This window comes from Thauera sp. WB-2 (assembly GCF_027594845.1).
Classification (GTDB): Bacteria; Pseudomonadota; Gammaproteobacteria; order Burkholderiales; family Rhodocyclaceae; genus Thauera; species Thauera mechernichensis.
Map to the genome: position 1 here is coordinate 3754585 of NZ_CP088935.1, position 23563 is coordinate 3778147.

Consider the following 23563-nt stretch of genomic DNA (forward strand, 5'->3'; position numbering starts at 1 on the left):
CCCCCGTCACCGCCGACACGCCTCCGCCCCCACGCCACGTACTCGCCCAGATCACTTCGCCCTGCGCGCAGGATCGTCACTGCGAGTTCCACCCACCGGTCCGCCGAACATCGCGCCGATTTCTCCAGGCCCTTGCGCACGCTGCGCGCTACGCCCTGGTCCCCGATTCGCTCCCGGCGGAGGCGAAACAGCCCGACCCTGCTCACCGTGCAGCGCCGGAACAACGACAAGGAGCCCGAACATGGCCAAAGAAGAACTCATCGAAATGCACGGATCCGTTACCGAGGTGCTGCCCGACGGCCGCTACCGCGTAACCCTCGACAACGGCCACAACCTCATTGCCTACTCCGGCGGCAAGATGCGCAAGCACCACATCCGCATCATCGCCGGCGACAACGTCTCGCTCGAGATGTCGCCCTACGACCTGTCCAAGGGCCGCATCACCTTCCGCCACCTGCCCGGCCGGCCGGCCGGCGCAGCGGCTGCGCCGCCTCCCCGTCGCCGCTGAAGCGCGACAGCGCATCGCACGACACGCCCGCTCCGCGCCTTAAGGCCGCAGCGGGCGTTGTTGCATCTGCAGATGCCCTCCACCGTGCGGAACATGCCAGCCCGATGCGTTGTCTGCTTTCACCAGGCTGCGTAGCGCGGAGCCTCCTGCCCCGCCGCCCACCTGACAGCGCCCCCCGGACTCAGGAGACGAGAGCATGACGACGCCCGACACCCGACACGACAACCCGCAGTTCGACAGCCTGCTTCCAGCCGCCCGCCTCGACCGCCGCGGCTTCGTCACCACACTTGCCGCGGCAGGCTTTGCGCTCGCGGTACAGCCAGTGCACGCAAGCACGCTGATCACCACCGATGACAGCAAGCTCACGACCGGCGACCAAACCATCGACGTCAACGGTGACCGCCTTCCAATCTACTTCGCCCGCCCGGCGGAGGCCACAGGCAGGCTCCCGATCGTGCTCGTGGTGCAGGAGATCTTCGGCGTCCACGAACACATCCGCGACGTCTGCCGCCGGCTTGCACATCAGGGCTACCTCGCCATCGCTCCCGAACTCTTCTTCCGCCAGGGCGATCCGAGCAAGCTCGAGAGCGTGGCCGAGATTCTCCAGGAGATCGTCGCAAAGGTCCCTGACGCCCAGGTCATGGCCGACCTCGACGCTTGCGCTGACTGGGCTGTTGCAGCTCAGGGCGGAGACCCTGAAAAGATCGCGATCACCGGCTTCTGCTGGGGCGGCCGCATCACCTGGCTATACGCGGCGCATACCGCCCGCGTTCGCGCGGGCATTGCCTGGTACGGCCGCCTGGTCGGCACCCCGTCGTCAAATACTCCCCTGCAACCGATCGACGTCGCCGACAGGTTGAACGCACCGGTACTGGGCCTCTACGGCGGACAGGACCAGGGCATTCCCCTCGAGGGCGTGCAGATGATGCAGGAAGCGCTGCGCAAGGCCGGTAGCCCGAGTACGATCCACATCTACCCGGACGCACCCCACGCCTTCCATGCCGACTACCGGCCGAGCTATCGCCAGGAAGAGGCGGAGGACGGCTGGAAACGGCTGCTCGAGTGGCTATCCTCCCACCTCGGCTGAGCATCACACCCCACGGGCGGCAGCGGCCGCCCCATCACATCGCCGATTACGGTCCCGGACGGGTGATCGGCGTGCGCGGCGGCATTCACCAGCCCCATGCCGGCAACCCAGCCGAAGGCAAGCCCGCATAGCGTCGCAAGCAGCGCACTCAGCCATCGCCACCAGCTTCCCCGCATCTCTCCTCCGCGCCCATGGTTCTCGCCCGCAAGGGGCTCAGACGCGATGTTGGACGCAAACTCGGCGGCAGCGTTCCGGCTATTTCTCCACGCCCTCGCCCGTCGCGCTGGCCCCACCCTTGCTCGAGCGCGCCCCCAGTTCCCTGAGCAATCGAGCTGCAATCAGGCCATTGACCAACCCGAACACGACCGCTGCGAGCGCAAAGACGGGCAACAGATAGAACACACCATCATGGGGCACAAGCCACAGACGGGCCACGACGAGCTGGGCGCCAATATGGGCGAAAGCGGCCAGGATGCTCTGGCTCACCGGCCCGAACCACCGTTTGGGCAAGCGCACTGCAATGCCCAACACCAGCAGGCTGGCGACTGCACCCGACAGGCTGAGGAAAAAGCCGGGCGCAAGGAACTGCCCGAGCAGCAGGCTACCGGCGAGCACGCGCAGCAAGGACACCCACACCGCCTCGCGCCAACCCCAGCGTGCCAGCACCACCAGGGTGACGATATTGGCCAGCCCTGGCTTCACACCCGGCAGGGGCAGCGGAATGGCGGCCTCGGCCACGGTGAGCACGATCGCGGCAGCAGCATGGCGCGCGATCCGTCGATCTTCCGGCGTCGGCGTCAGTTCAATAGTTGAGGGAGTCATAGTTTGCCGAGCGCCCCGTAAGGCTCAGGCTGACCTCGTTGGGCGCACAGATCGCAACAGCGCCGGCCTGGGTCAGCCAGCCCTGACGCACGCAGTACTGACGCGGCCCCGGGTCGGAAGCCACGCGGGCACGCCCGGGCTGGATCTCGATCACCGTCACTCCGAGCGGGCCGGGCACTTCAATCAAGCGCTCGCGCCCGAGGTCGACCTCGGCCACGACCCTTCCACCGGCGCGTACCACGGCGCCATCCGGCGCACCGCCCTGCCACAGGCTGCGCACTGCGAGCCCGCACACCGCCAGGCCGGCAAGCACGACCAGCACATCGCCCGGACGCAGCAGCGCCCACCAGTCGCCAAGCTTGCGCTTCACACGCTGGCGCCGCGTACGGTCCCGGCCGCCCCGCCTCCCCGGGCATCGCCTGCGCCAGACGCCGCGTCATGGACACTGCCCGCCGCGCGATCCGCAGCGCGGCGCGCCGCCGAACGATGGCGCACGAGCACATCCACCTGGTCACGAAACTGTACGGCCAGCCACTCGGCAAGATACACCGAGCGGTGCTGGCCGCCGGTACAGCCGATCGCCACTGTGAGATAACTGCGGTTGTCACGCATGTATGCCGGCAACCAGTCGGCGATGAACCGACGGATATCACCCGCCATGCGCTCGACCTCGGGCAGCTTCTCGAGGAAATCCACCACCGGCTGGTCACGCCCGGTGAGTGGGCGCAGCCTGGGATCGTAGTAGGGATTGGGCAGGCAGCGCACGTCGAACACCAGGTCGGCATCGAGCGGAATGCCGTACTTGAAGCCGAAGGACTCGAACATCAGCGTCATGCCCTCGCCCGCCGACATCTGGATGAAATCCTTCACCCAGGCACGCAGGGTATTGGGATGCAGCTCGCTGGTATCGATACGGTGACCAAGCGCGGCGATGGGCTCCAGGGCATCGCGCTCGCGCTGGATGGCCTCCTCGAGACTGACGTCGTCGATTGCCAGCGGGTGTCTGCGCCGCGTTTCGGAAAAGCGCGCGATCAAGGCATCGTCACGTGCCTCCAGGAAGATCACCCGCAGGTCGCGCACCGTGGCGCGCAGTGCCTCCACCTGCTGCGGCAGCGCCGCGATGCTGGCGCCGGAGCGCATGTCCACCGCGACCGCCACCCGCCGCCACCCTGCACCGCGCAGGTGTGCCACCAACTGCGGCAGCAATGCTGCGGGCAGGTTGTCGACGACGTAATAGCCCGCATCCTCGAGTACGTTGAGCGCGATGCTCTTGCCCGAGCCGGACAAGCCGCTGATGAGTACGATCTGCATGGTCCTGCACATGTGAAAAGGCCCGCCGACACTATAGCGCAGTGAGGGCGGGCCTGAACCTGAGGCTGGGTGTCAGCCCTCGTGCTTGCGCCGCTCCGCACGCCGCACCCAGAAATCGGCATTCTCGATACCGAGCGGGCGCGGATCGAATTCGGGCACGAGCCGGCCCTTGGCCTGCTGCGACTCATAGTCCTTGAGCGCAAGCAGGGCCGGCTTCTGCAGCACCAGGATCGCAACGATGTTGAGCCAGGCCATGATGCCCACGCCGATGTCGCCAAGCCCCCAGGCCAGGTCGCTGGTGCGCACGCAGCCGTACAGGGCGGAGCCGATGAGCGCGACCCTGAGCACGAAGATCAGTGCATCCGAGCGCAGGTTGCGGGTGAGGTAGGCGAGATTGGTCTCGGCAATGTAGTAGTAGGCAAGCACCGTCGTGAAGGCGAAGAAGAACAGCGCCACGGCGACGAACACCGCGCCAAAGCCGGGCAGTACGGCCTCCATCGCGGCCTGGGTGTAGCCGGTACCGGCGGCGATGTTGGCAAGCCCGGTGAACACCGGTTGGCCGTCCGCGCCCATCACGTTGTAGGTGCCAGTCACGAGGATCATGAAGGCGGTTGCCGAGCATACGAACAAGGTATCCACATAGACCGAGAAGGCCTGCACCAGGCCTTGCGCCGCCGGGTGGGGCACCTCGGCCGCGGCGGCGGCGTGCGGGCCGGAGCCCTGGCCGGCCTCGTTCGAATACACGCCGCGCTTGACGCCCCACTGGATCGCCAGGCCGATCATGGCGCCGAACCCAGCCTCCAGGCCGAAGGCCGAGGACACGATCAGGCGCACGACCTCGGGCACCTTCTCGACATTGAGTGCGACCACCACTGCTGCAGCGAGGATGTAGCCCAGCGCCATGAAGGGCACCACCACCTGGGTCACTTGCGCGATACGACGCACGCCACCGAAGATGATCAGGCCGAGCAGAATGACGATGATGGTGCCGGTCACTGCAGGCGCAACGCCGAAGGCGTTCTGCATGCCCGCAGCGATGCTGTTGGTCTGCACCCCAGGAAGCAGGACGCCGCAGGCAAAGAGCGTGGCGACGGCAAACACGATCGCATACACCCGCCAGCCCAGCCCCTTCTCGATGTAGTAGGCCGGTCCGCCGCGGTAGAGCCCATGCTGCTCGGTCTTGTAGATCTGGCCGAGCGCAGACTCGATATAGGCCGTCGCCGCGCCCAGGAAGGCGACCATCCACATCCAGAAGATCGCTCCCGGACCGCCAAAACCGATCGCCGTCGCCACGCCGGCGATGTTACCGGTGCCAACACGGCCCGACAGCGCGATCGTCAAGGCCTGGAACGACGACACCCCGGCTGCAGAGCTCTTGCCGCGGAACATCGCCTGCACCATCTCACCGATATGGCGAACCTGCATGAAGCGCGTGCGGATCGAGAAGTAAAGCCCGACCAGAAGGCACAGATACACCAGGGCCGGGCTCCACACCCAGCCATTGATCCAATCGACGGTTTCTTGCATGACCACGCTTGCCAAAAATTGAAGGCTCGATTGTATCCGCTTGTTGCAGGTCAATGAAAAGGCTTCTTATCGACGGCGCTTACGACGATGCGATCACCTCGGCCGCGCCTGTGGCGTCAGACCATCCCTGCCAGGAGTGCGGAAAGCGAGCCAGGCGCTGCCCGCCAGCATGATCAACAGCCCTCCCCACAGCAGCGACAGGAAGGGGAAGGTCTTCACCACGACGATGACCTCCCCGCCGCTGCCGCCCGCAGCCAGCGACTCGACCACCGCACCCGGGGCAATCCAGAACTGGGTCGTGCGCCACAAGCCCTGGTCGACCAGGGGCTGCAACAGGTAACCCGGCGTTGCCGTATGGCGCGCATAGCGGTAGTCGAGCAACTCACAGACCTGGCGCAGGGGGCCATCGTAGCGCTCGGGCGGCGCACGACTGTCCCGATACAGCGTCTGCCCATCCACCAGCGTACCTCCCGGCTCGCGCAGCTCAATGCGGGTAAGCGCATGCACACCGCCAGTCGTTCCGACCCCGCCATCGCGCAGCGGTGCCATGTCAAGGCCAGTCAGGCGCAAGGCAAAGCCATGGCGATCCCGAACCCACTCCGTCGGCTCGCCAGCGAAGACGATCTCATGCTGCGTGTAGCTGTTGAGCGCGGTTGCCAGCAGCCCGCCCCACAGTGCAAGAACCAGCCCGGCATGGATCGCTACCACGGGCAATGCTGCCGACACCCCCCTTGCCCCCTGCCGGCGCAGACTCGCCAGCAGCCAGGCGCCACACCCGAGCGCGAAGTAGGCGCCACTGGCCAATCCGGCATCCAGGAAGGGCAGGACGGCGACGATCTGCTGCGACAGGACACCCGTGCCCTGGTAGCCCCCCGTCAGCAGACCGCCAGACACTGCATTTCCTGCCACCACCGCGACCGCAAGCGGCAAGGACACCGCAGCCACCCGCGCAGATGCCCGGCGGCAGAAGTACCAGCCGCCGATCAGCCCCACGGCCACGAGCGGGAGCGACAGCATGCGCCCAACGGCGTGACCGTCGACATCCCATTGCTCGAAGGCCGCGCGCAGGGCCGCGAGCTCGGCACCGGTAGTCAGGTTGGCAAGCATCGCGAGGAAGGGCTTGTGATGTTCCGCTCGTGGCAGATCAAGCGCGGTAGCGCCGAAAGCGAGCAAGAGTTGCGCAGCGGCAATCGCGGCCGCGCCCAGAAAGCAGATCTGCACAAGCCACATCCCCAGCCGCTGCGTGCCACGGTCGGTAGCCGGCAGGCGGTCGGCGCGGCCCCGCCTGCCCGCAATCCCCGCGCCGACCGCCGCGAGCAGCAGGATCGAAGCGAGAACGACATGGCTGACCCACGAGTCTGCACCCACGTAACGGTGCGAACTCGCAAGCAGCGGGTTGCGCGTCACGACCATCGCAAGCGGTATCGTGACTGCGGCAAGCACCGCCGCCCACGGCATGACCTGCCAGCGCCGCCGTCCGACTGCCCAGCCCCCGAATCCGTGGAGGTGAGCGCCCAGCAGGCACCAGGTGCAGAACACCGCAGTCTGCACCGGATCCCAGTGCCAGACCTGGCCATACATCGCATCCTCGAACGCCCACAGCATGCCGAAGCCAATGCCGGCGGTAAGCACCACCCACGCCCGCCGCGCCCGCGTTCTGGCCAGCATCGGCCATGGCGCCGGGCGACCGCACAGCGCCTCGAGCGCCGGCTCCGCGAGTGCGAGCGTCCAGGCGTAGGCCGCCAGCACCAGGGGCGCATGGAACAGCATCCACAGCTTCATCAGATGCGCATTCATGCCCTGCGATGCCGATTGCACCAACCATTCCGGGGGTGTCTCCGCAAAGGGCGCGAGCCACAGCGCGGTCAACACAAGCCACGCCGCGATCGCCGCGGTCGGCGACAGGTTGGGCCCGACCCGCGCACGCAGCGCACCGCCTGCCGCGAGACTGATGCACAGGGCTGCGAGCAGCAGCGTCGTGCCCTCATCACCGCCCCACAGGTTGGCGAGCTTGAGGTGGAGCGGCAGTTCCGCGCTGCTGTACAGCCAGACATAGCGCACCTCGAAACGGTCGCTGGCAAAATGCCAGCCGAGGGCCAACACACACGCCCACGCCAGCGCCGCCGACAGGGTCAACGCAAGAGCCCGCCCACGCGGCCTCAGCGCGGCATGTACGGCGAGCGCCACCACTACTGCGAGAACCGGCTGGCCGAGTTCGGGCCAGATCGCGACCGCGAGCGCGGCCAGTGCCATGACCGCCCCGCTCGGCGTGCGGCGGGAGATGGCGTCCATCTCAGCGCCCCTCCGCGCACAGCACTTCGGGGTAATAGCACATGTAGCCCGTTGCGCAGTGCGACTCGGAAGGCCGCAGCCCGATTGCGAACGCGCGCACCGCCGCATCGTCCTCGCCCGCACGCACGCGCTCGAGCACCGACCGGACCATGCGCACGCTCGCCAGCTTGCGCGCGGTGGGCGCTTCACGCCCGGCAATCTTGATCGCCGCCACCCGCCCGCGCCGCAGCACCGGCACCGCACACAGGCCGCACGGCCCGTAGGGCAGGCCTTCGGGCGTGGTGCTGAAGCCGCAGGAGAAGCGGTACCACAGCCAGCGCTCGTACTCTGCGTCATTCTGCTGCAGGCGCGCCGCCAGCCGCGGCGACACCGCCCCGCCATCGCGGCGGCGGTAGCGGTATTCGAAGCGGTCGAGACAGATCGGGCCGCCGAGCTGGCCCGGCAGGTGAATGGTGTGGCAAGCGCCTTCCTCGAAGATGCAGCCGTCGTTGAGTACGAAGGCTTCGATCTCGATGTCAGGGACCTCGGCGGCAATGCTGGCGGCCTCGGCCAGGGTGACGTCACGCGGCAGGATCAGGCGCTGCGCGCCGAGCTCGCGGCACAGCCGCGCCGCACCGGCGTTGCGACAGGTCGCCACCGAGCTGACGTGCATGCGCAGCGCCGGAAAGCGCAGCGCCAGCGCATGGAGCAGGCCGAGATCGCTGACGATCAGCGCATCGCCGCCCAGCGCCGCGAAGCGCCCGGCGATATCCTCCGCGGCACCGATCTGGGCGGCGGAATAGTGCTGGGCGTTGAGCACGAGCGACACGGTGGCCTCATGGGCGTGGGCAATGTCGATCGCACGCGCCAGGTCCTCGTAGCGAGTCAGGTTGCCCGACGGGCGACGATTGGCATTGATGGCGTGAAAACGGCCGAGCCAATCGGACGGCACCAGGCCGCAGTAGAACTCGCTGGCGCCCGCCTGCGCCAGCGGCTCGATCTCGGCAACGCGCGACACCGGGGCAACGATCCTCATAGCGGCGCTCCCGGAACGACCAGGCGGGCGACACGCTTGCTGTCGACCGCCTGCCGCAGACTGCTCGCCATCGCCGCCGAATGGCGGCTGAACAAGGTGTTGCCAAGCTGCACGCTGGCAGCCGCATCCGCCCGCCCGGGCCGCGACGCCAGCGCCGAAAAGCGCAGGCATTCCTTCTGGCAGCGCCGCCCGACGGCGAAGCGCTCCGTTCCTGTCACCGACAGCGAACCCGCCCGGCACATCCGGCCCTTGGCCACATAGACGTAGGGCAGATGTACCGCGGCAGGCAGCGGCAGGTCGGCGAATACTTCCTCATCGGCGAACAAGGGCACGTCGATCTCCAGGCGCCGAATGCCCAGGCGCGAGAAAAGGGCGTGCATCGTCGGTGCGGCGAGGCCATGGCCGCAGCGCCCCGCCCAGCCCGCGTCGATACGGGGATCCTTGGTCATGCGGCACAGCACGCGCCCGGCCACCGGACGCAAGTCCCCGAACCGGCTCGCAAGCTCGTGTGCGACACCCCAGTCATTGACCACCACCTCGCTGCCGGCGGGCAGCGTCGGCAGCAGCACATCGAGCTGCGCCAGAACCTCGGGCGAGGCCACTGGAGTGAGCAGGACCAGACGCAGCCCGGCGCTCTTAGCCTGGCTCAGGGCCTCGCGCAACGCCCGTGCGGAAGGCAGCAGGTGCTCGCAGAACTCGCTGCCGAAATACAGATGGGTGGGCTGCAGCGGCGCCAGCCAGGTCGCAAGCTCCGCATCGCCATGGAGACGCTGCCAGTGTTCTGCGCGTTCCGCAGTTGCAGCCGCTGTCCACGCCAGATCGAGCGCATGGCAGGCCGCCACCGCCAGTTCAGGGGCATTCATTCCCGCTCCTCCTCGCGGCCGCAGGGGTCGCGGGCAACCAGCCCGCAGGCCCCCGTCCTGTGCGCCGCGGCAAGGCCGACGGCGCACAGGGTGCTTACAGGGCCATGATCACCGATTTGCTCTCGGTGTAGAGATCGAGCACCGCGCGCCCCATCTCGCGACCGATGCCCGATTGCTTGTAGCCGCCGAAGGGCATCGAGGCGTCGAGGATGTTGTGGCAGTTGACCCACACCGTTCCGGCCTTGATCTTCGGCACCAGCCGATGCACCCGCGACAGGTCGTTCGACCAGATGCTGGCGCCCAGGCCGAACGGGGTGTCGTTGGCGCGGCGGGCGACCTCGTCGAGGTCGTCATACGGCATTGCCACCACCACCGGACCGAAGATCTCCTCGCGCACCACCTTCATGTCGTCGCGGGTGTCCACCAGCACGGTGGGCTTGACGAAGTAGCCCTCGCCCTCGCCTGCCGCACCGCCCGCCAGGGCGCGCGCGCCCTGCTCGAAACCGCTGCGGATGTAGCCGAGCACACGCTGCTGCTGGGTGGCCGACACCAGCGGACCGATCTGGGTCGTGGGATCGATGCCGGCACCGAGCTTCATGCCGGCGGCGATCTCGGACAGGCCCTCGACCACGCGCTCGAAGCGGCTCTTGTGCACATACAGGCGCGAACCCGCGCAGCACACCTGCCCCTGGTTGAAGAAGATCGCCTGCGCCGCACCCGCCGCCGCCACCGCCGGATCGGCGTCGTCGAGCACGATCACCGGGCTCTTGCCACCGAGTTCCAGCGACACCCGCGTCATGTTGTCGAGCGCCGCCTTGCCCACCAGCTTGCCGATCTCGGTCGAGCCGGTGAAGGCAACCTTCTCGATGCCGGTGTGCGAGGCCAGCGCTGCGCCCGCGGTATGGCCATGACCGGTGACCACGTTGAACACGCCGGCCGGGTAGCCCGCCTCCAGCACCAGCTCTGCAAAGCGCAGCGCCGACAACGGCGTCTCTTCGGCCGGCTTGAGCACCATGGTGCAGCCCGAGGCCAGCGCCGGCCCCGCTTTCCAGGCCACCATCAGAAGCGGGAAGTTCCACGGGATGATCGCACCCACCACCCCCACCGGCTCGCGCCGGGTAAAGCCGAAGAACTCGCGGTTGCGCACCAGCGGCACCGAGACTTCCATCGTCGAGCCTTCCAGCTTGGTCGCCCAGCCCGCCATGTAGCGCAGGAAATCCACCACCAGCGCCACGTCAACCGCGCGCGCCATGGTCACCGGCTTGCCGTTGTCGAGGGCCTCGATCTCGGCCAGCTCCTGCGCGTTCGCCTCGACCAGGTCGGCCAGGCGCAGCAGCAGGCGCTCGCGGTCCACCGGACGCATGCGCGGCCACTCCCCCTGCTCGAAGGCCTTGCGCGCCGCTGCCACTGCGCGGTCGATATCGGCCGCCTCGCCGGCCGGCACGCTGGCAAACACCTGTGCGCTGGCCGGGTCGACCACCTCCAGCACACCACCGCCGACGGCCTCCAGCCACTCACTGCCAATCAGCATGCGCTTGGGCTGGGCCAGGAAGCGGCGCGTGTTGGCACTCAGCAACTCACCCTTGTATCGATCCATCGTTCGTCTCCGTATGTAGGTTTGGGTCTGGTTTGATCAGGTATCGGTTTGGGCGCGAACTGCGGCGCGCTCAGAAGTTGAACAGCAGCACGGCCTGCAGATAGACATTGCGGCGGTCGTTGCCCTGCAGCGCCTTCACGTCCCCGCCGCGCGGCTCATAGAGGCCGAGCAGCGGCACAAAGGTGAAGTTGTCGTTGATCTGCCAGAAGGCGAAGAGGTCGATTTCGCGCCCATCGAGCTCGGCGCCATCACCGATGGACTTGATGTCCCAGTACTGGAGGGTCACCGACAGATCGGCACGCGGCGACAGGGTCAGCTCAAGTCGGTCCACTTTGTTGCCGCTGTTGGCCGGTCCGGCATAGTTGGCGGCAACCTCGCCCTGGAACCAGGTCCCCAGGCCTCGGCTGAGACCGAAGAACAGCGGATCGAAGGCCTCGTTGCGGGCCGTTCCGGCCTTGTCGGCCGAGAAGCGCGCATGGCGGTAGTTGAGCGTCGGACTCCACGGCAGATCGGCAAAGGTCCACCCGCCCTCGACGGTCCACGCGTCGGCGTCGTTCTTCACATCCGTGCTGCCACCGCGCTGGTCGACGTACTCGAAGGACAGGAACAGGTTCTCCACCCCCAGGCTGCCCTGACCGCGAACGCTGGTGATGCGCATGCCATCGCGGCGGTCGAAGATGCCCAGCCCCGTGCCCTTGTCCACATCGAGCACCTTCATCCAGCTCAGGCCAAGCGTGCCGTGCGTCTCCGACACGTACTCCACGTTCAGGCCGCCGAGCTCGGTGTCCTGGTGATAGGGGTTGTCCGACTGCAGCCAGAACGCGTCGCCGCGCAACGGGCCGTCGGGGTCGACACGCAGGATGGCGGTATTGCCGAAGCTCTTCTTCGCAGCAAGGTAGTAGGCGCCACCGCGATCGACATCGACACCGAGCACGTCGAGGCCCTTGCCGAGGTTGATGCGGTCGCCCGCGATCAGAAAGCCGTCACCGAGCTGGAACTGCTGGCGGCCGAAGGAGAAGTCGAGCAGGCCGCCGGCGCTGCGCCAGCCGAGGTAGGCATCCTCGAGGTCGATGTCGCGCTCACGCCCGGTGGTATAGCCGCCAGCATCGCCGTCGCCCCAGGAGCCCTGGGCGATCGCGCCCAACCCGCCGTACAGTTCACCGTTGCCGGCGCGAGTCTTGCCGACCAGGACGCCGTGCACGAAGGCTTCTCGCCACTTCTTGCCGCCCTCGCCGAGGTAGTCCTCGCGTGTCGAGAAGGCACCCGCCATGCCGTCGACGTTGAAGCCCAGGGTGGTGCCGTCGCGCTCGTAGAAGTCGGCGGCCTGTGCGCTGCCCAGTGTGGCCAGCCCTGCGAGCAAGGCGACCACGGTCGTGTGAATGCGCATGATGTTCGTCTCCTGATTGATTGTTTTGGCGTGCGGGGGCCCCTCAGGACCCGTGAGGTCCCGATGAACGCCCCGCCACGCGGATCAGCGGATCAGTGCTTGGGTGTGCGGACTCAGCGCACGAAGACCTGCCCGGTGCCGAGCGACATGTCGCCGCCTGGCAGCTTCACCTGGCCGACCTTCGCCAGCGTGTCGGCGTCGTGGATGGAGATGTCGTTGAAGGTTCCGGTGAGATACAGCCGGCTCCCCGCCTGGTTGGTCAGCAACGTGTAGTAGGTGTGATCGAGCTCGGCCGCCTCCACCAGCTTCTGCTGCGCGATGTCGTACTTGGTGAGGCGATGGAGCAGGCCGTAGATGATGTTGCGATCCTTCGGCGAGCGGATCCCGGTGAAATAGATCTCGGTCAGCGGGCCGAATTCGCGCGCCTCGGTCTCGCCGCTCTTGAGGTCGACGTTGAGGAAGCCGTACTGGTACTCGGCCGTCTCCATGTCCTGCTTGTCATCCTGGAACTTCGCCGTGGTGTAGAGGATGGTGAAGTCGCGCGTAGGCGTCTGTACCGGCCACAGGTAGAGCACGTCGAGCGGGGCATGGGTGGGCCGCTGCCAGTCGCGGATCGGCAGCGCGACCGTCATCTCGCCCGTCTTCACATCCACCTTGTAGAGGTTGGGACCCGCCACATAGACGGCACCGTCGTCGCCTGCAAGCATGATGTTGAGCTGGCGCGGCGCCGGAAACGTACGTATCGGCTTGGCCTCAAGACCGGCCTGGGTGTCATAGGCGACGAAGCGCGGCTCGCCGACGCGATAGTGGTCGCGGTTGATCCGGGTGGGGTTCTGCACCGCGTACAGCTCCTTGCCGTCGGGGCTGATGGTGAACGACCCGATCGACTTGGCGCGTTCGTTCTCGCCCTGCGACATCTCGGCGCGGAAAGTCACCTTGCAGGTATCGAGGTCTACGCCGTAGATCGTGCCGAAGCGGTTGTTGAGGACATAGGCCGTGCGGCGGTCAGGTGCGATCTGCGTGATCCCCGGCCCGAAGGCGTCGGGCAGCTTGCAGGTCTTGTAGACACTGTCGCTGGCCAGGTCGACCACATTCAGGTTGTTCGGATAGTTCGCCACCATCAGGTACTCGTTGCCGGGCTTGAGCGCCAGCGCCTCGTTGCCTGCAGCCGCAGGCAGGGTGCTGGCGGCCAGGCAGGCGAGCGCGGCCGCGGTGCGGCGCAGCGCGCCGCCGGTCATCGTTGTCTTCATGTCCGCCCCCTTACAGCTTGTCGCCCGGGAAGACCGAGCCGAGATTGCGCCAGTCCTCGCGGGTGTTGGCCGCGTCCTTGTTCCAATCCGGGTAGGTGTTCATCACATCGGGCACCTGGGCCGGCCACCAGCACGGATCAGCACAGCCGTAGAGGTCGGACTCCATCGGCTGGCACAGCGAGGCCACGCCGCCGAAGGCGTCTACTTCCCAGCCCGGGTCCACCGTCGCCGTGCAGCCGGCGAGGGCGCTCATCGCCACCACCTCCTCGATCCGGTCCTCCGCAACCGCCTTGTCCAGCAGCCGCGCCTTGTTATTGATCGCCTTGAGATGTTTCATGACGCCCTCCTCGGGGAAATATGCTGTTCGATGAAGGCCGGGTTGCCGGCCATGATGCGGCTGTAGACCTCGATGCCGAAGTCCACCCAGTCGCGCATCAGATCGCAGTAGTGGTAGGTGGGGTGTGCCGGATCGCCGTAGCGCGCGTAGCTCTCGTGGTAGCAGCCGCCCGAGCACAGGTTGCGGATGCGGCAGCTGGCGCAGCCGGTATCGGTGCGATCCAGGCGCTGGGACAGGAAGTCGCCGAGCTGCTCGCGCTTGATACCGTTCTTCACATCGCCGAAAGTCGGCAGCGTGGAGCCGGTGAAGCGGTGGCACAGGTTCAGTTCGCCCTTGTGATCGACCGCCAGCATCTTCAGCCCGGCGCCGCAGGGCAGCGCCTTCTTGTGGCCTTCGTGCAGGTCGGTGATCAGCTGGTGCATGTTGGAGAAGCCGATGTTGCGACCTTCCAGCGCTGCCTCCAGGTAGCGCTGGCCAAGCCGCTTGAGCCCGGCGAAGACCTCGACCAGCTCCTCGCCCGTGAGGTTGAAGGTGCTGATGTCGCCCGAGGTCACCGGCGCGAAGCCGACTTCGGCAAAGCCGAGCTCGTTGAACAGGTGATCCCAGATGCGCTCGACTTCGGTGGTGCCATGGGTCAGCGTGACACGCGCGCCGACCGGCCGCGCGCGATAGCGCGACAGCAGGCGCTCGGCCTTGCGGCGCACGGTCTCGTAGGTGCCCTGACCGCCGACCGTGAGCCGGTTGCGGTCATGGATCGCCTTGGGACCGTCGATGCTGATCGACAGGCCGAAGCGGTGGGCGTTGAGCCAGTCGATGGTGTCGTCTGCAAGCAGCGTGGCGTTCGTCGTCATGACGAAATCGACCTGCTTGCCGAGCTCGGGGAAGCGCGTCTCGCAGTACGCCACCACGTCCTTGATCAGCGGCAGGTTGCTGAGTGGCTCGCCGCCGAAGAAGACGACGGTGTAGCGGGGTTCGTCGGGCGACTCGCGCAGCATCATCTCGATCGCGTCGCGTGCGGTCTCGAAGGCCATCTTGCGACCCGCCGAGGGCTTGTCGAGATCTTCCTTGTAGCAGTAGGTGCAGCTCAGGTTGCAGCCGGTGTTGACGTTGAGCACCACCGTGGTGAGCGGGAAACGCTCGAAGGTGTGCGCGAGCGCGGTGGCGCCGGCCGGGCGGCCGTCGTCGATGAGCTCGAGCGCGACCAGCTCGCGGATCGCCTCGGCCACCTCATGGGCCTCGAACTCCGTACGCAGGCCGTCGATCAGGGCCTCGGCACTCAGGCTCTGGCGGCGGATACGGTCGAGCAAGGCCGCGGTCAGCGTGTCGAGCGCGAACAGCGAACTGCTGGGGATATGGAAGAGCATGCGCGTACCATCGACGCGCACTTCGTGCAGGTTGTCATGCACGAGATTCAGGACCGCACTCATGGGGAACTCCTCGTGAATCGCGGGTTTCGGGGTGCAGGCAAACGCCTGCAGGCACGGACAGCGGACCCGCTCACGGAATCGGCGGGTTGTTCCAGCGCGGCGGCGCCACGATCACCTGGCCCTCGCCGCGCAGGCGCTCGGCACCCTGAGCCACCTCGGCCACGACCTTGAGATTGCCCACATTGCTGGCCGACATCCGGCGCGCCGGATTGGGCCCGGCGTCACCCGGCACGAACACGCCGCTCGCCGCGTCCATCAAGCCGGCGAACTTGACGTCCTCGTCGCGCACGGCAACCTCGTCGAAGGGCTCGACCGACCAGTTCGCCGGCACGAAGCCGATGCGGAAGTCGTCCTCGGTACCGATCTTTCCATCCGGCCCGGCCGCCCAGGCCTCGGCGTCGAAGCGGGCCTCCACCTTCGCCGTCGGTGTGCCATTGCCACCGATGCGGGCCACCGCGAACGCCGGCATCACCTTCACCGCCGCGATGCTGTCATACACAGCGAGCGTGCCGCCACGCGCCTCACCCACTGCGACCTGGTGCACGCCACGCGCGTCATCCGCCGCCTCCACGCGCAACACGACTTCGGCATTGGAGCGCCGGATCGTCTCCAGCAAGCGCACCCCCGGGGGCAGGCTCACCTCACCCTGCAGGCCGGAACCGACGATGCGCAACTCGGCCGCCATGCCGGCCTTGAGGTGGGCCGGGTGCACCGCCAGCACACGGCTGTTTCCGGGTTGCTGCAGGCTGGCCACGACATCGGCGCCGATCTCGTCCTGATCCCGCAGGAACATGCGTCCGCGCAGCACGCCGTCCTCGAGCGCAAACACCTGGCGCATCGGCGTGCCATCGACGACCAGATCGCCGCGCCACTCATAACCGGTGTACAGCAGCGCCTGCCCCTTGCCGCTCATCGCACTGCCGTCATCCCAGCGCCCGTCGAAGCTCAGCGCGTACAGGTCCTTGCCCTTGCCGGCGCTGACCTTCATGACACCCGAGAAGCCGCCGCGCCCGCTCATGTGGCCGCTCATGCTCCACTCGCCCTTCACCACCTGCGGTGCACGCGCCTGCCATTGCGTCCAGGCCTCCGTCTGCAAGGGCAGGGTGCGCGCCAGCTCGGGGACCATTTCCTTGAGCGCGATGCCGAACCAGTCGCGGTCACGCCCCAGCGCCTGGTACTCGGTAGTCGGGTACTGACCGAGATGGAAATGCACCAGATGCTCCCACTCTTCCGCAGGCCGGCGCTGCAGCATCACCCGGGCGCCGGAATGGCAGCGCGCGCACATCTGGGTGAACTGCTCGGATTCGAACTGCTCGACCGCATTCAAGCGTCGCTCGAGCGCGTAACGCACGCCGTCGGTCTCGGAGGGCGCCAGGCCCTGCGTGTCGGCGAGGTACTTGACCACGGTGCGCCGCTCGTCGTCCGTGACCTTCAGGCCATGGACGATCTGCATGCGTGCCACCGACATCAGCCACCCTTCGGGACTCTTGCGCTGCTGACTGATGCGACTGATTCCCTCATCGCCCTCGGTGTGACAGGGCAGGCACTTCGCACGTATCAGCGCCTCGGCCGATGCCAGGGCCGGCGCCGGCGCCAGCGCTGCACCAAGGGCCGCCAGGCTGCCCAGCGCAGCCGTAATCGTTTTGATCTTCAAGACCGGATCTCCTCTTGTGTCCTCTGATGAAGCCCTTGCCGCACCCGATCGCCGCCGGGCTCCTGTGAAGGGTTCGATTCATCCTAGGCGTCGGACCGCCGGTCCTGTTATCCGAAAACGGCAAGGGCAGGCTCGGGCTCCGGCTTGCCATCGCGGACACCGACGTGCCATGCTCCAGGCACAGACCGGGGGCAAGGCTGCGGTGAAGGCCACGCCCGCCCCTGACTGGATCACATAACGACAATGGCGATCGCACACCGATCGGACAAGGAAGAGACATGTTGGCCAGCACCACCGGGAGCCCCCCGGGGGAGTACCGGCAATGAGCCCGGCCGCCACCAGGACGGACCGCCTCCCCTACTCGCATTCCTCACGCGAAACGAAAGACGCGGACGATCACGCCGCATGCCTGAGCAACTGGCAACAGCGCTACGATCAACTGAGCGCCGGCAGCTTTTCCGGCGTGTTCGAGGAATTCTGCTTCGGCAACGTTCAGTTGTTCCGCGAGGGGCTGAACCAGTCCGTTCACCAATCCGGGATCGCCTGGCCTGGATCGCGCACCTTCGCGGTACCGGTTGTGATCGAAGGCACGGGCTGGTTTGGCGGCGAGGTCTATGACGCGCATTCGATGCTGACGCTGGGCGGCGCCGACGAGCTGGACTTCCGCACTCCCCGCCGGCTCGAGATCCTGGCCTGTACGGCGGACGCCAGGGCACTGTGCGACTACGCGCAGCAGGTCGATCACCGCAACATCGAGGCCGAACTCGCGGCACGCAGCATTGCGCCCGCCAGCCCCGAGCAGGTCACCGCCCTCGGCAAGCTGCTGGCGACGATGATGGCAAGCCTGCGGGCCACGCCTGCGCTCCTCCACCACGCGCAGATGCGCAAGGCGATGGAGCAGGCCCTGTTCGCCACGCTGCTCGACACCCTTGCGTCCGCCACCACCGCATCGGCCAGCCCCGCATCATGTCGCACCCGCCAGCTCGTGGTCGCACAAGCACGCGCCTACATGGAGGCCCACATCGACGAGCCGATCACGGTGGCCGACCTGTGCATCGAGCTCGGCGTATCGCGACGCACGCTGCAGTACAGCTTCCAGGACGTGCTCAACCTCAACCCGGTCAAGTTCCTGCGCGCGATCCGACTCAACGCCGTGCGGCGGGCACTCAAGAGCGCAGACGCGAACGGCCGCGAGACGGTCGCGGACATTGCCGCACGCTGGGGGTTCTGGCACCTGTCGCACTTCGCCGCCGAGTACAAGGCCATGTTCGACGAACTGCCCTCCGAAACGCTCAAGCGCCGGATCTGACTCTGGCTGCACGCCAATTAGTTTTTTTGCTACGCCCATTAGCCCAAATTGGCAACGCGCAGCCTCAGGAAATCCACCCCTGACCCTTCATCCAGCCCACGATCTGCGAAGCCCGGGGCGCGGCAAGGCCCAGCCGGGCCTCCAGCACCGCCTCAGGAGACACCCCCGCGCCCGCCGCACGCAGCGCGCACAGCGCCGGCGCAAGCTCCACCCCGTCCAGATGCCACACGCCGAGCGGCTGCTCGGGCGTCACCACCACCATCCGCTCGACGATACGGCCGTCCTTGACCACCGGACGGCTGTCGATGCCCACCGTCTCCGGCGTCACCGCCGCGTGCACTGGTGCGGCGTCGGGCCAGCTGCGCCGCGCCGCCCAGAATGGCGCATCGGACCAGCGCGACTCCTGCGCGTAGAAGTCCCGGCCAATGCGGGCGAAGCGGTGAAAAAGGTGTTCGATGCGCTGCTGGTGGAAGCGCCGGGCAAGTCCGCCATGCTCGGGGTCATGGCGCAGCGTCGCCACCACCGCCGGCGCCTGCAAGGCGGAAGACAGCGCCTGGAAGATGCCGTTGCCCGATAGCGGATCGACCGCCATCGCCGCATCGCCGACGCGAAGCCAGTCGTCGCCGGCGACCTCGCCACCGAGCACGGCCGTGCTGGTACGCGCATGGGGCTCGCCGACCGGCGCCGCATCGGCCATGAAGGCTGCAGCCGCGTCGACAGCCTCGAAGCGGGCACGACAGTAGTCGCCGAGCGCCTTCTTGGCAGGCAGGCTTGCGGTGGCGACATCCAGGGTCAGCTGCAGATAGCGCCGCCCATCTGCCAGTGCAGCCATCCACATCCAGCCATCCTCGCAGCTCTGCACCGTCGAACCCGGTGAGGTTTCCGGGCCTCTCCAGTACTGCAGCAGCGACACCGTCTCCACCCCACGCAGCCGCGGCCGCCCGCCCGCAGGGGCAGCACGGCCACGGGCCTCGACCACGAAGTCCGCAGCCAGGGCAAGACGGCGATCGGCGGCGTCCACGCCGATCCGGTAGCGCCCCTGCTCCGCGTGCACGGCGGTAACGCGCCCGCGCACCACCTGCACCCCCAGGCGCTCCAGATCCACGAGCATGGCGCGATCGAAGCACTGCCGATCGACAAGGCTCTCGGAGTTGGCCTCGGCATGCACCCCGTTCCAGTTCGCTCGCCGCGGGGAGGGCGGCGCGAAGGCATCGAGCGCGCGCTCGAAACCCAGACTGCGGAGGGCCTCGATGACCCGCGACGACACCCCCTCGACAGCGGCAAACCGGCGCGGCTCACCGACCAGCACGACGGGCTCGCCGAGCCGCGCCAGCCCCAGCGCGGTCGCCGCACCCGCCGGCCCGGCGCCGATGACCACGATTCCCTCATTGCTCATGCGTCCTGCTCCCCGGATTGTCCGCACCATGGTGGCGAGCCTGCGCACGCAACCATGCATGCAGCTGGTCGGCACTGCCTGCCGCCGCCAGGTGACGGGCAGCGAGGCCACTCAGCCAGGCACAAGCCATGCTGGCGCCGGCGCCGGGCAGTGGTGTGCCGTCGAGCGGCCGCACATGGGAGCCGAAATCGGCATGCTCCGCGCCCAGGGCCGCGATTTCGGACGGCGCGCAACGCGCATCGCCGGTCACCCGCAGCACACCCGCGAAGCCTGCGGGATACACCGCCGGGCCCCGTGCCGGTGCAGCCGCACACAGCACCACGCCCGCGGCGCGCGCGCGCGCGCAGGCGGCGGCGAGCACGGGGCGCGGCTCACGCAGGCCAAGGCTGAGGTTGATCAGGCCGGCACCGCACTCGACCGCCCAGTCGATCGCGGCAGCCACCTGCAGCGGCGTGGTACCGAGACGCTCGCGGAACACCTGGGCGACCAGGAGTTCGATCCGGGGTGCGCAATGCAGCAGGATATCGGCGACGCGGCTGCCGTGTCCGAGCGCGTCGGGCGCCGCTTCGATGCGCCGCACGCCGCGGTCATCGAGCACGAAGGCTGCCGCGGCCGCAACGCAGTTCTGGTGTCTGGGGGCGCAGCCGCTATCGACGAACGCCACCCGCAGCGCCGCGGCCGCCACCTAGGCGAGCTCCGCAGGCAGGTCGAGGACGTCGATCCGGCCGCCCTCCAGGCGCAGGCGCAGATCGCACCCGCACAGCGTGGCTGCACGATGACTGATCAGGATGCGCGTACGCCCAGCGAACAGGGCATCGACCTCGGCGATCACCGCGGCCTCGGTCGCTTCGTCGACCGCCGAGGTCGCCTCGTCGAGGACCAGGACGCAGGGGTCCTGCAACAGCGCACGGGCGATCGCGATACGCTGGCGCTGGCCGCCCGACAACTGCTGGCCGCGCTCGCCCAAGGGCGTATCGAGCCCTTGCGGCAACTGCGCGATCAGCACATCGAGCTGCGCCCGCCGCGCCGCCTCGCGTACAGCGGCATCGTCGGCCTGCGGCGCTGCATAGCGGATGTTGGCCGCGAGCGAGCCGCGGAACAGCACGATGTCCTGGCTGACGACCGCCACTGCGCGACGCAGCTCATTGAGGGCGAGCGCGCGCAGGTCCACGCCGTCGATCCTGATTGCACCGGCGGCAGGATCGTAATGGCGATGCAACAGATCGATGAGCGTGGACTTGCCCACGCCCGAGGCGCCGGTCAGCGCCACCTTGCTGCCGGCCGGAATGCTCACCGAAGCGCCATCGAGCACGGCTTCCTGACGCCCAGGGTGGCGAAAGACCACACCGTCGAGCTCGATCCCGCCCCGCCATGCGGCGTCCGGCGCATGCAGCCCGACGCGCATTTCGACGTCCACCGGCGCCTCGCGCAACTCGCTCACCCGCATCAGGCTTACGCTCATGCGCTGCACGGCCACGTACAGGCCGAGCAGGCTGTTGACCGGGCCGGTCGCCATGCCGAGGTAGGTCGAGAACGCAATCAGCGCGCCGAGCTGCCAGGCGTCGTTGATCACCCACCAGCCGCCGATCACGAATGCGGCAGCGCGTGTCAGCGAGGTCAGGGTCGCCGGCACGGCATGAGTCAGGAATTCGGTGCGCTGCAGGCGCAGCAGCCCGCCCAGGTAGTGCGCGCCCAGCGCGTCCAGGCGTGCGCGTTCGTCGGCCTCGCGGCTGGAGGCCTGGATGAACTTCATCGCCGGCAGGGTCTCGACCAGGAAGCTCGACACATCGGCAGCGCGCTCGCGTACGCGCCGCGTATCGACCTCCACCTTGCGCCGCATCCAGCGCAGCCATACCACCTCGAGCGGCACCAGCACCAGAACAAGCAGGGACAGTTCCCAGGACAGGCTGAGCATCAGCAACACCGCCCCGGCGAGGCCGATCAGACTGCTGACGGCCGCGAACAGGCTATCGACCGCAAAGCGCTGGATCTCGGCGACGTCGCCATCGATGCGCGACATCAGGTCGCCCATGCGCTGACGACCATAGAATGCGGGCGACAGGCGCTGCAGGTGGCCGTAGAGATCACTGCGCAAGGCGAACAGGATGGTGCCGGAGAGCCGCGTGTGGAGCAGCCGGTTGATGCCGGCAAGGACGGTGCCGACGATGCCGACCAAGACCATCGTCCCGGCGACGGCCAGCAGCATGCCGTAGTCCCGCGCGAGCAGGCCTTCGTCGATGAGCAGCTTGATCAGCCAGGGCTGCAGCAGCACGAGCAGCGTCGCTGCGAACGACAGCAACAGCAGGCCCGCGATCGCGCGTCGCTGCGGCCGCACGAAACCGTAGAGCCAGCGCAGGCCGCGCTGCAGTTCGTCGGGCCGATCGGAGCGGATCAGGCGGGCAAGCATGGCTCAGTGCGCAACCAGCTCACCATGCTCACGGCGGGCAACGCCGGCACGCTCCAGCTCCTTCACCAGCCAGGCAGCAAGCGCATCCGGGTCCAGTCCAAGAAAACGCGCATTGGCCTCGCGGTAGAGCGGCGTCTCGGCAAGATGCCGCGGCAACTCGTCGAGCGCCATGCTGCGCACCTCGAGCAGCTTGAAGGTCATGCATGCGCGGATGGCGTTGCGCGCCATGCGCGCGCTGTCGGCCTCGAAGGCGCGCAAGCGGGCGAAGGCGCGTCCGAGCGCATCGTCGAACTCGGCAAACGGTGCGCCGTGGCCGGGGATGACGACATCCACCGCCAGCCGGCCTATCTCCTCCAACGTCCGCCGCGCCTCGCCAAGGCCGTCTCCGGTGCCGAGCACGTCCGCGAACAGGATGCCGAAGCCGTCGCGCCACAGCGCGTCGCCCGACATCAGGATGCGGCGCTCGGCGTTGTAGTAGGCCAGCGCATCCATGTCGTGCCCAGGGACTGCAATCGCCTCCCACTCGAGTTCGCCGGCGACGAAGCGCTCGCCCGGGCTGAGCGTGGCATCGGCATGGAAGCGCTCGCCCGATTGCGCTGCAGTGCTCAGCAGCAAGGCCTGCTCGTCCCACTCATTCACCGCCGGCGCCATGCCGACGGGCACGGTGATCGAGCAGCCGAAGGCACGCTGCACGCTGGCGTTGCCGCCAATGTGGTCCGAATGCGAGTGCGTGTTGAGCAGCCGACCCAGCCTGCGGCCATCGAGCGCGTCGCGCAGCAGTTCTACCGTCTGCGCGGCATGACTCACGTAGCCTGAGTCGACCAGCGTCGCCTCGTCGCCGTCGACCAGCACCACGTTGTTCGCCGACAGCCAGCCACGCTCGAGCACCTGCAGCGTACGCGGCAGACGGGGGCGCTGGGTCAATCGCTGCCCTCCCCGAGCTCGGCGGCGACATTGGCCGGCAGCGGTACCGGCGCGTCATCGGCCTTGAGTGCCGGCGGCGGCGGTGCAACCGGCACCCCGTTGATCTCGTCGGCGGTGCGCCCACAACCGAGGCAGACGCCGGAATCCCAGTCGATCATGCACACGCCGACACACAGGGCGTCGCCGCTCATGCACGTGTCTCCGCTATCGGCGCAGTCGCACCCAGCCATTCACGACGCTCGGCAACCGCGGCCAGGATGGTGCGGCGCTCGTCGTCGCTGCTGCGGCTCCAGCGCGTGATCTCGTCGATCGTGCGCTGGCAGCCCTCGCACCAGCCGGTGTCCGGACACATGCGGCAGATGTTGATACAGGGGGAAGGAACACTCATGCGAAGCTCTCTGTTGGCAGGTCGGCCGCCCGTGCGTGCGGGCAGGCTCATGATCCAAAGCC

Annotated in this window: 22 protein-coding genes; 3 read left to right on the forward strand and 19 right to left on the reverse strand. The window is 67.8% G+C overall.

All coding sequences use genetic code 11. The features are described from left to right. Nucleotides 1-241: 241 nt before the first annotated feature. The gene (gene infA, locus LQF09_RS17135) at nucleotides 242-508 is read left to right on the forward strand and encodes a translation initiation factor IF-1 (RefSeq protein WP_002925671.1); all 267 of its coding nucleotides are present in this window, start codon (nucleotides 242-244) and stop codon (nucleotides 506-508) included. Nucleotides 509-704: 196 nt separating this feature from the next. Beyond that, nucleotides 705-1595 (forward strand): dienelactone hydrolase family protein, encoded by an 891-nt coding sequence (locus LQF09_RS17140; protein WP_270068540.1) that lies wholly within the window; start codon nucleotides 705-707, stop codon nucleotides 1593-1595. 255 nt (nucleotides 1596-1850) lie between these two features. Here the strand turns inward: LQF09_RS17140 and LQF09_RS17145 are convergent, their stop codons facing one another. From LQF09_RS17145 to peaA, 13 genes are all read right to left on the reverse strand, one after another. Continuing rightward, nucleotides 1851-2417 carry a Gx transporter family protein gene (locus LQF09_RS17145; RefSeq protein WP_270068541.1) on the reverse strand — a complete coding sequence of 189 codons (567 nt, stop codon included), beginning with the start codon at nucleotides 2415-2417 and terminating at the stop codon, nucleotides 1851-1853. Continuing rightward, on the reverse strand, nucleotides 2398-2787 hold the full coding sequence (locus LQF09_RS17150; protein WP_270068542.1) for a NusG domain II-containing protein: 390 nt from the start codon (nucleotides 2785-2787) through the stop codon (nucleotides 2398-2400). Before LQF09_RS17150 ends, LQF09_RS17145 begins: the two co-directional genes overlap by 20 nt. Continuing rightward, the gene (gene rapZ / locus LQF09_RS17155; protein WP_002925656.1) at nucleotides 2784-3728 is read right to left on the reverse strand and encodes an RNase adapter RapZ; all 945 of its coding nucleotides are present in this window, start codon (nucleotides 3726-3728) and stop codon (nucleotides 2784-2786) included. The genes LQF09_RS17150 and rapZ overlap by 4 nt, the downstream gene beginning before the upstream one ends. Before the next feature lie 72 nt (nucleotides 3729-3800). Then, entirely contained in the window at nucleotides 3801-5255 is a 1455-nt protein-coding gene (locus LQF09_RS17160; RefSeq protein WP_270068543.1) for an alanine/glycine:cation symporter family protein, read from the reverse strand. A 93-nt stretch (nucleotides 5256-5348) separates the two neighbouring features. Then, a complete protein-coding gene (gene ccsA / locus LQF09_RS17165; RefSeq protein WP_270068544.1) occupies nucleotides 5349-7547 on the reverse strand; it encodes a cytochrome c biogenesis protein CcsA in 2199 nt (732 codons plus the stop codon). A gap of 1 nt (nucleotide 7548) precedes the next feature. Then, nucleotides 7549-8562 (reverse strand): U32 family peptidase, encoded by a 1014-nt coding sequence (locus LQF09_RS17170; RefSeq protein WP_002940360.1) that lies wholly within the window; start codon nucleotides 8560-8562, stop codon nucleotides 7549-7551. Then, entirely contained in the window at nucleotides 8559-9425 is an 867-nt protein-coding gene (locus LQF09_RS17175) for a hypothetical protein (protein WP_270068545.1), read from the reverse strand. The genes LQF09_RS17170 and LQF09_RS17175 overlap by 4 nt, the downstream gene beginning before the upstream one ends. A gap of 94 nt (nucleotides 9426-9519) precedes the next feature. Continuing rightward, nucleotides 9520-11022, reverse strand: coding sequence for an aldehyde dehydrogenase family protein (locus LQF09_RS17180; RefSeq protein WP_002925651.1), 1503 nt, complete (start codon nucleotides 11020-11022; stop codon nucleotides 9520-9522). A 70-nt stretch (nucleotides 11023-11092) separates the two neighbouring features. Next, a complete protein-coding gene (locus tag LQF09_RS17185) occupies nucleotides 11093-12409 on the reverse strand; it encodes an alginate export family protein (protein WP_002940347.1) in 1317 nt (438 codons plus the stop codon). Nucleotides 12410-12522: 113 nt separating this feature from the next. Continuing rightward, nucleotides 12523-13659, reverse strand: a complete 1137-nt coding sequence (gene peaD, locus LQF09_RS17190) for a quinohemoprotein amine dehydrogenase subunit beta (RefSeq protein WP_270068546.1) — start codon at nucleotides 13657-13659, stop codon at nucleotides 12523-12525. A gap of 10 nt (nucleotides 13660-13669) precedes the next feature. Next, nucleotides 13670-13996 (reverse strand): quinohemoprotein amine dehydrogenase subunit gamma, encoded by a 327-nt coding sequence (gene qhpC, locus LQF09_RS17195; RefSeq protein ID WP_002925648.1) that lies wholly within the window; start codon nucleotides 13994-13996, stop codon nucleotides 13670-13672. After that, nucleotides 13993-15423 (reverse strand): quinohemoprotein amine dehydrogenase maturation protein, encoded by a 1431-nt coding sequence (gene peaB, locus LQF09_RS17200; protein ID WP_002925647.1) that lies wholly within the window; start codon nucleotides 15421-15423, stop codon nucleotides 13993-13995. Before peaB ends, qhpC begins: the two co-directional genes overlap by 4 nt. Before the next feature lie 70 nt (nucleotides 15424-15493). Then, on the reverse strand, nucleotides 15494-17077 hold the full coding sequence (gene peaA, locus LQF09_RS17205) for a quinohemoprotein amine dehydrogenase subunit alpha (protein ID WP_270068547.1): 1584 nt from the start codon (nucleotides 17075-17077) through the stop codon (nucleotides 15494-15496). A 322-nt stretch (nucleotides 17078-17399) separates the two neighbouring features. On the opposite strand from peaA, the gene LQF09_RS17210 reads away from it, so the two are divergent. Continuing rightward, the gene (locus LQF09_RS17210; protein WP_270068548.1) at nucleotides 17400-18386 is read left to right on the forward strand and encodes a helix-turn-helix domain-containing protein; all 987 of its coding nucleotides are present in this window, start codon (nucleotides 17400-17402) and stop codon (nucleotides 18384-18386) included. 64 nt (nucleotides 18387-18450) lie between these two features. Here the strand turns inward: LQF09_RS17210 and qhpG are convergent, their stop codons facing one another. From qhpG to LQF09_RS17240, 6 genes are read right to left on the reverse strand one after another with little or no spacing between them, the layout of a single operon-like run. Then, the gene (gene qhpG / locus LQF09_RS17215) at nucleotides 18451-19782 is read right to left on the reverse strand and encodes a flavin-dependent monooxygenase QhpG (protein WP_270068549.1); all 1332 of its coding nucleotides are present in this window, start codon (nucleotides 19780-19782) and stop codon (nucleotides 18451-18453) included. After that, complete coding sequence (gene qhpE / locus LQF09_RS17220; protein ID WP_270068550.1) at nucleotides 19772-20467, reverse strand: subtilisin-like serine protease QhpE; 696 nt, start codon at nucleotides 20465-20467, stop codon at nucleotides 19772-19774. The genes qhpG and qhpE overlap by 11 nt, the downstream gene beginning before the upstream one ends. Next, nucleotides 20468-22189 carry an ABC transporter ATP-binding protein gene (locus tag LQF09_RS17225; protein ID WP_270068551.1) on the reverse strand — a complete coding sequence of 574 codons (1722 nt, stop codon included), beginning with the start codon at nucleotides 22187-22189 and terminating at the stop codon, nucleotides 20468-20470. Between the two features lie 3 nt (nucleotides 22190-22192). After that, nucleotides 22193-23113, reverse strand: coding sequence for an MBL fold metallo-hydrolase (locus tag LQF09_RS17230; protein ID WP_002925637.1), 921 nt, complete (start codon nucleotides 23111-23113; stop codon nucleotides 22193-22195). Further along, nucleotides 23110-23304, reverse strand: coding sequence for a DUF1289 domain-containing protein (locus LQF09_RS17235; RefSeq protein ID WP_002925636.1), 195 nt, complete (start codon nucleotides 23302-23304; stop codon nucleotides 23110-23112). The genes LQF09_RS17230 and LQF09_RS17235 overlap by 4 nt, the downstream gene beginning before the upstream one ends. Then, complete coding sequence (locus LQF09_RS17240; protein WP_083485734.1) at nucleotides 23301-23501, reverse strand: DUF1289 domain-containing protein; 201 nt, start codon at nucleotides 23499-23501, stop codon at nucleotides 23301-23303. Before LQF09_RS17240 ends, LQF09_RS17235 begins: the two co-directional genes overlap by 4 nt. Nucleotides 23502-23563 lie beyond the last annotated feature (62 nt).

Bases quoted from the DNA above. Each gene is read 5' to 3' on its own strand.
- LQF09_RS17170 (WP_002940360.1), bottom strand. From the start codon at position 8,562: ATGAGGATCGTTGCCCCGGTGTCGCGCGTTGCCGAGATCGAGCCGCTG.
- LQF09_RS17210 (WP_270068548.1), top strand. From the start codon at position 17,400: ATGAGCCCGGCCGCCACCAGGACGGACCGCCTCCCCTACTCGCATTCC.
- LQF09_RS17175 (WP_270068545.1), bottom strand. From the start codon at position 9,425: ATGAATGCCCCTGAACTGGCGGTGGCGGCCTGCCATGCGCTCGATCTG.
- LQF09_RS17225 (WP_270068551.1), bottom strand. From the start codon at position 22,189: ATGCTTGCCCGCCTGATCCGCTCCGATCGGCCCGACGAACTGCAGCGC.
- ccsA (WP_270068544.1), bottom strand. From the start codon at position 7,547: ATGGACGCCATCTCCCGCCGCACGCCGAGCGGGGCGGTCATGGCACTG.
- qhpC (WP_002925648.1), bottom strand. From the start codon at position 13,996: ATGAAACATCTCAAGGCGATCAATAACAAGGCGCGGCTGCTGGACAAG.
- qhpG (WP_270068549.1), bottom strand. From the start codon at position 19,782: ATGAGCAATGAGGGAATCGTGGTCATCGGCGCCGGGCCGGCGGGTGCG.
- LQF09_RS17180 (WP_002925651.1), bottom strand. From the start codon at position 11,022: ATGGATCGATACAAGGGTGAGTTGCTGAGTGCCAACACGCGCCGCTTC.
- rapZ (WP_002925656.1), bottom strand. From the start codon at position 3,728: ATGCAGATCGTACTCATCAGCGGCTTGTCCGGCTCGGGCAAGAGCATC.
- LQF09_RS17145 (WP_270068541.1), bottom strand. From the start codon at position 2,417: ATGACTCCCTCAACTATTGAACTGACGCCGACGCCGGAAGATCGACGG.
- peaB (WP_002925647.1), bottom strand. From the start codon at position 15,423: ATGAGTGCGGTCCTGAATCTCGTGCATGACAACCTGCACGAAGTGCGC.
- peaD (WP_270068546.1), bottom strand. From the start codon at position 13,659: ATGAAGACAACGATGACCGGCGGCGCGCTGCGCCGCACCGCGGCCGCG.
- infA (WP_002925671.1), top strand. From the start codon at position 242: ATGGCCAAAGAAGAACTCATCGAAATGCACGGATCCGTTACCGAGGTG.
- LQF09_RS17185 (WP_002940347.1), bottom strand. From the start codon at position 12,409: ATGCGCATTCACACGACCGTGGTCGCCTTGCTCGCAGGGCTGGCCACA.
- LQF09_RS17140 (WP_270068540.1), top strand. From the start codon at position 705: ATGACGACGCCCGACACCCGACACGACAACCCGCAGTTCGACAGCCTG.
- LQF09_RS17240 (WP_083485734.1), bottom strand. From the start codon at position 23,501: ATGAGTGTTCCTTCCCCCTGTATCAACATCTGCCGCATGTGTCCGGAC.
- LQF09_RS17160 (WP_270068543.1), bottom strand. From the start codon at position 5,255: ATGCAAGAAACCGTCGATTGGATCAATGGCTGGGTGTGGAGCCCGGCC.
- LQF09_RS17235 (WP_002925636.1), bottom strand. From the start codon at position 23,304: ATGAGCGGCGACGCCCTGTGTGTCGGCGTGTGCATGATCGACTGGGAT.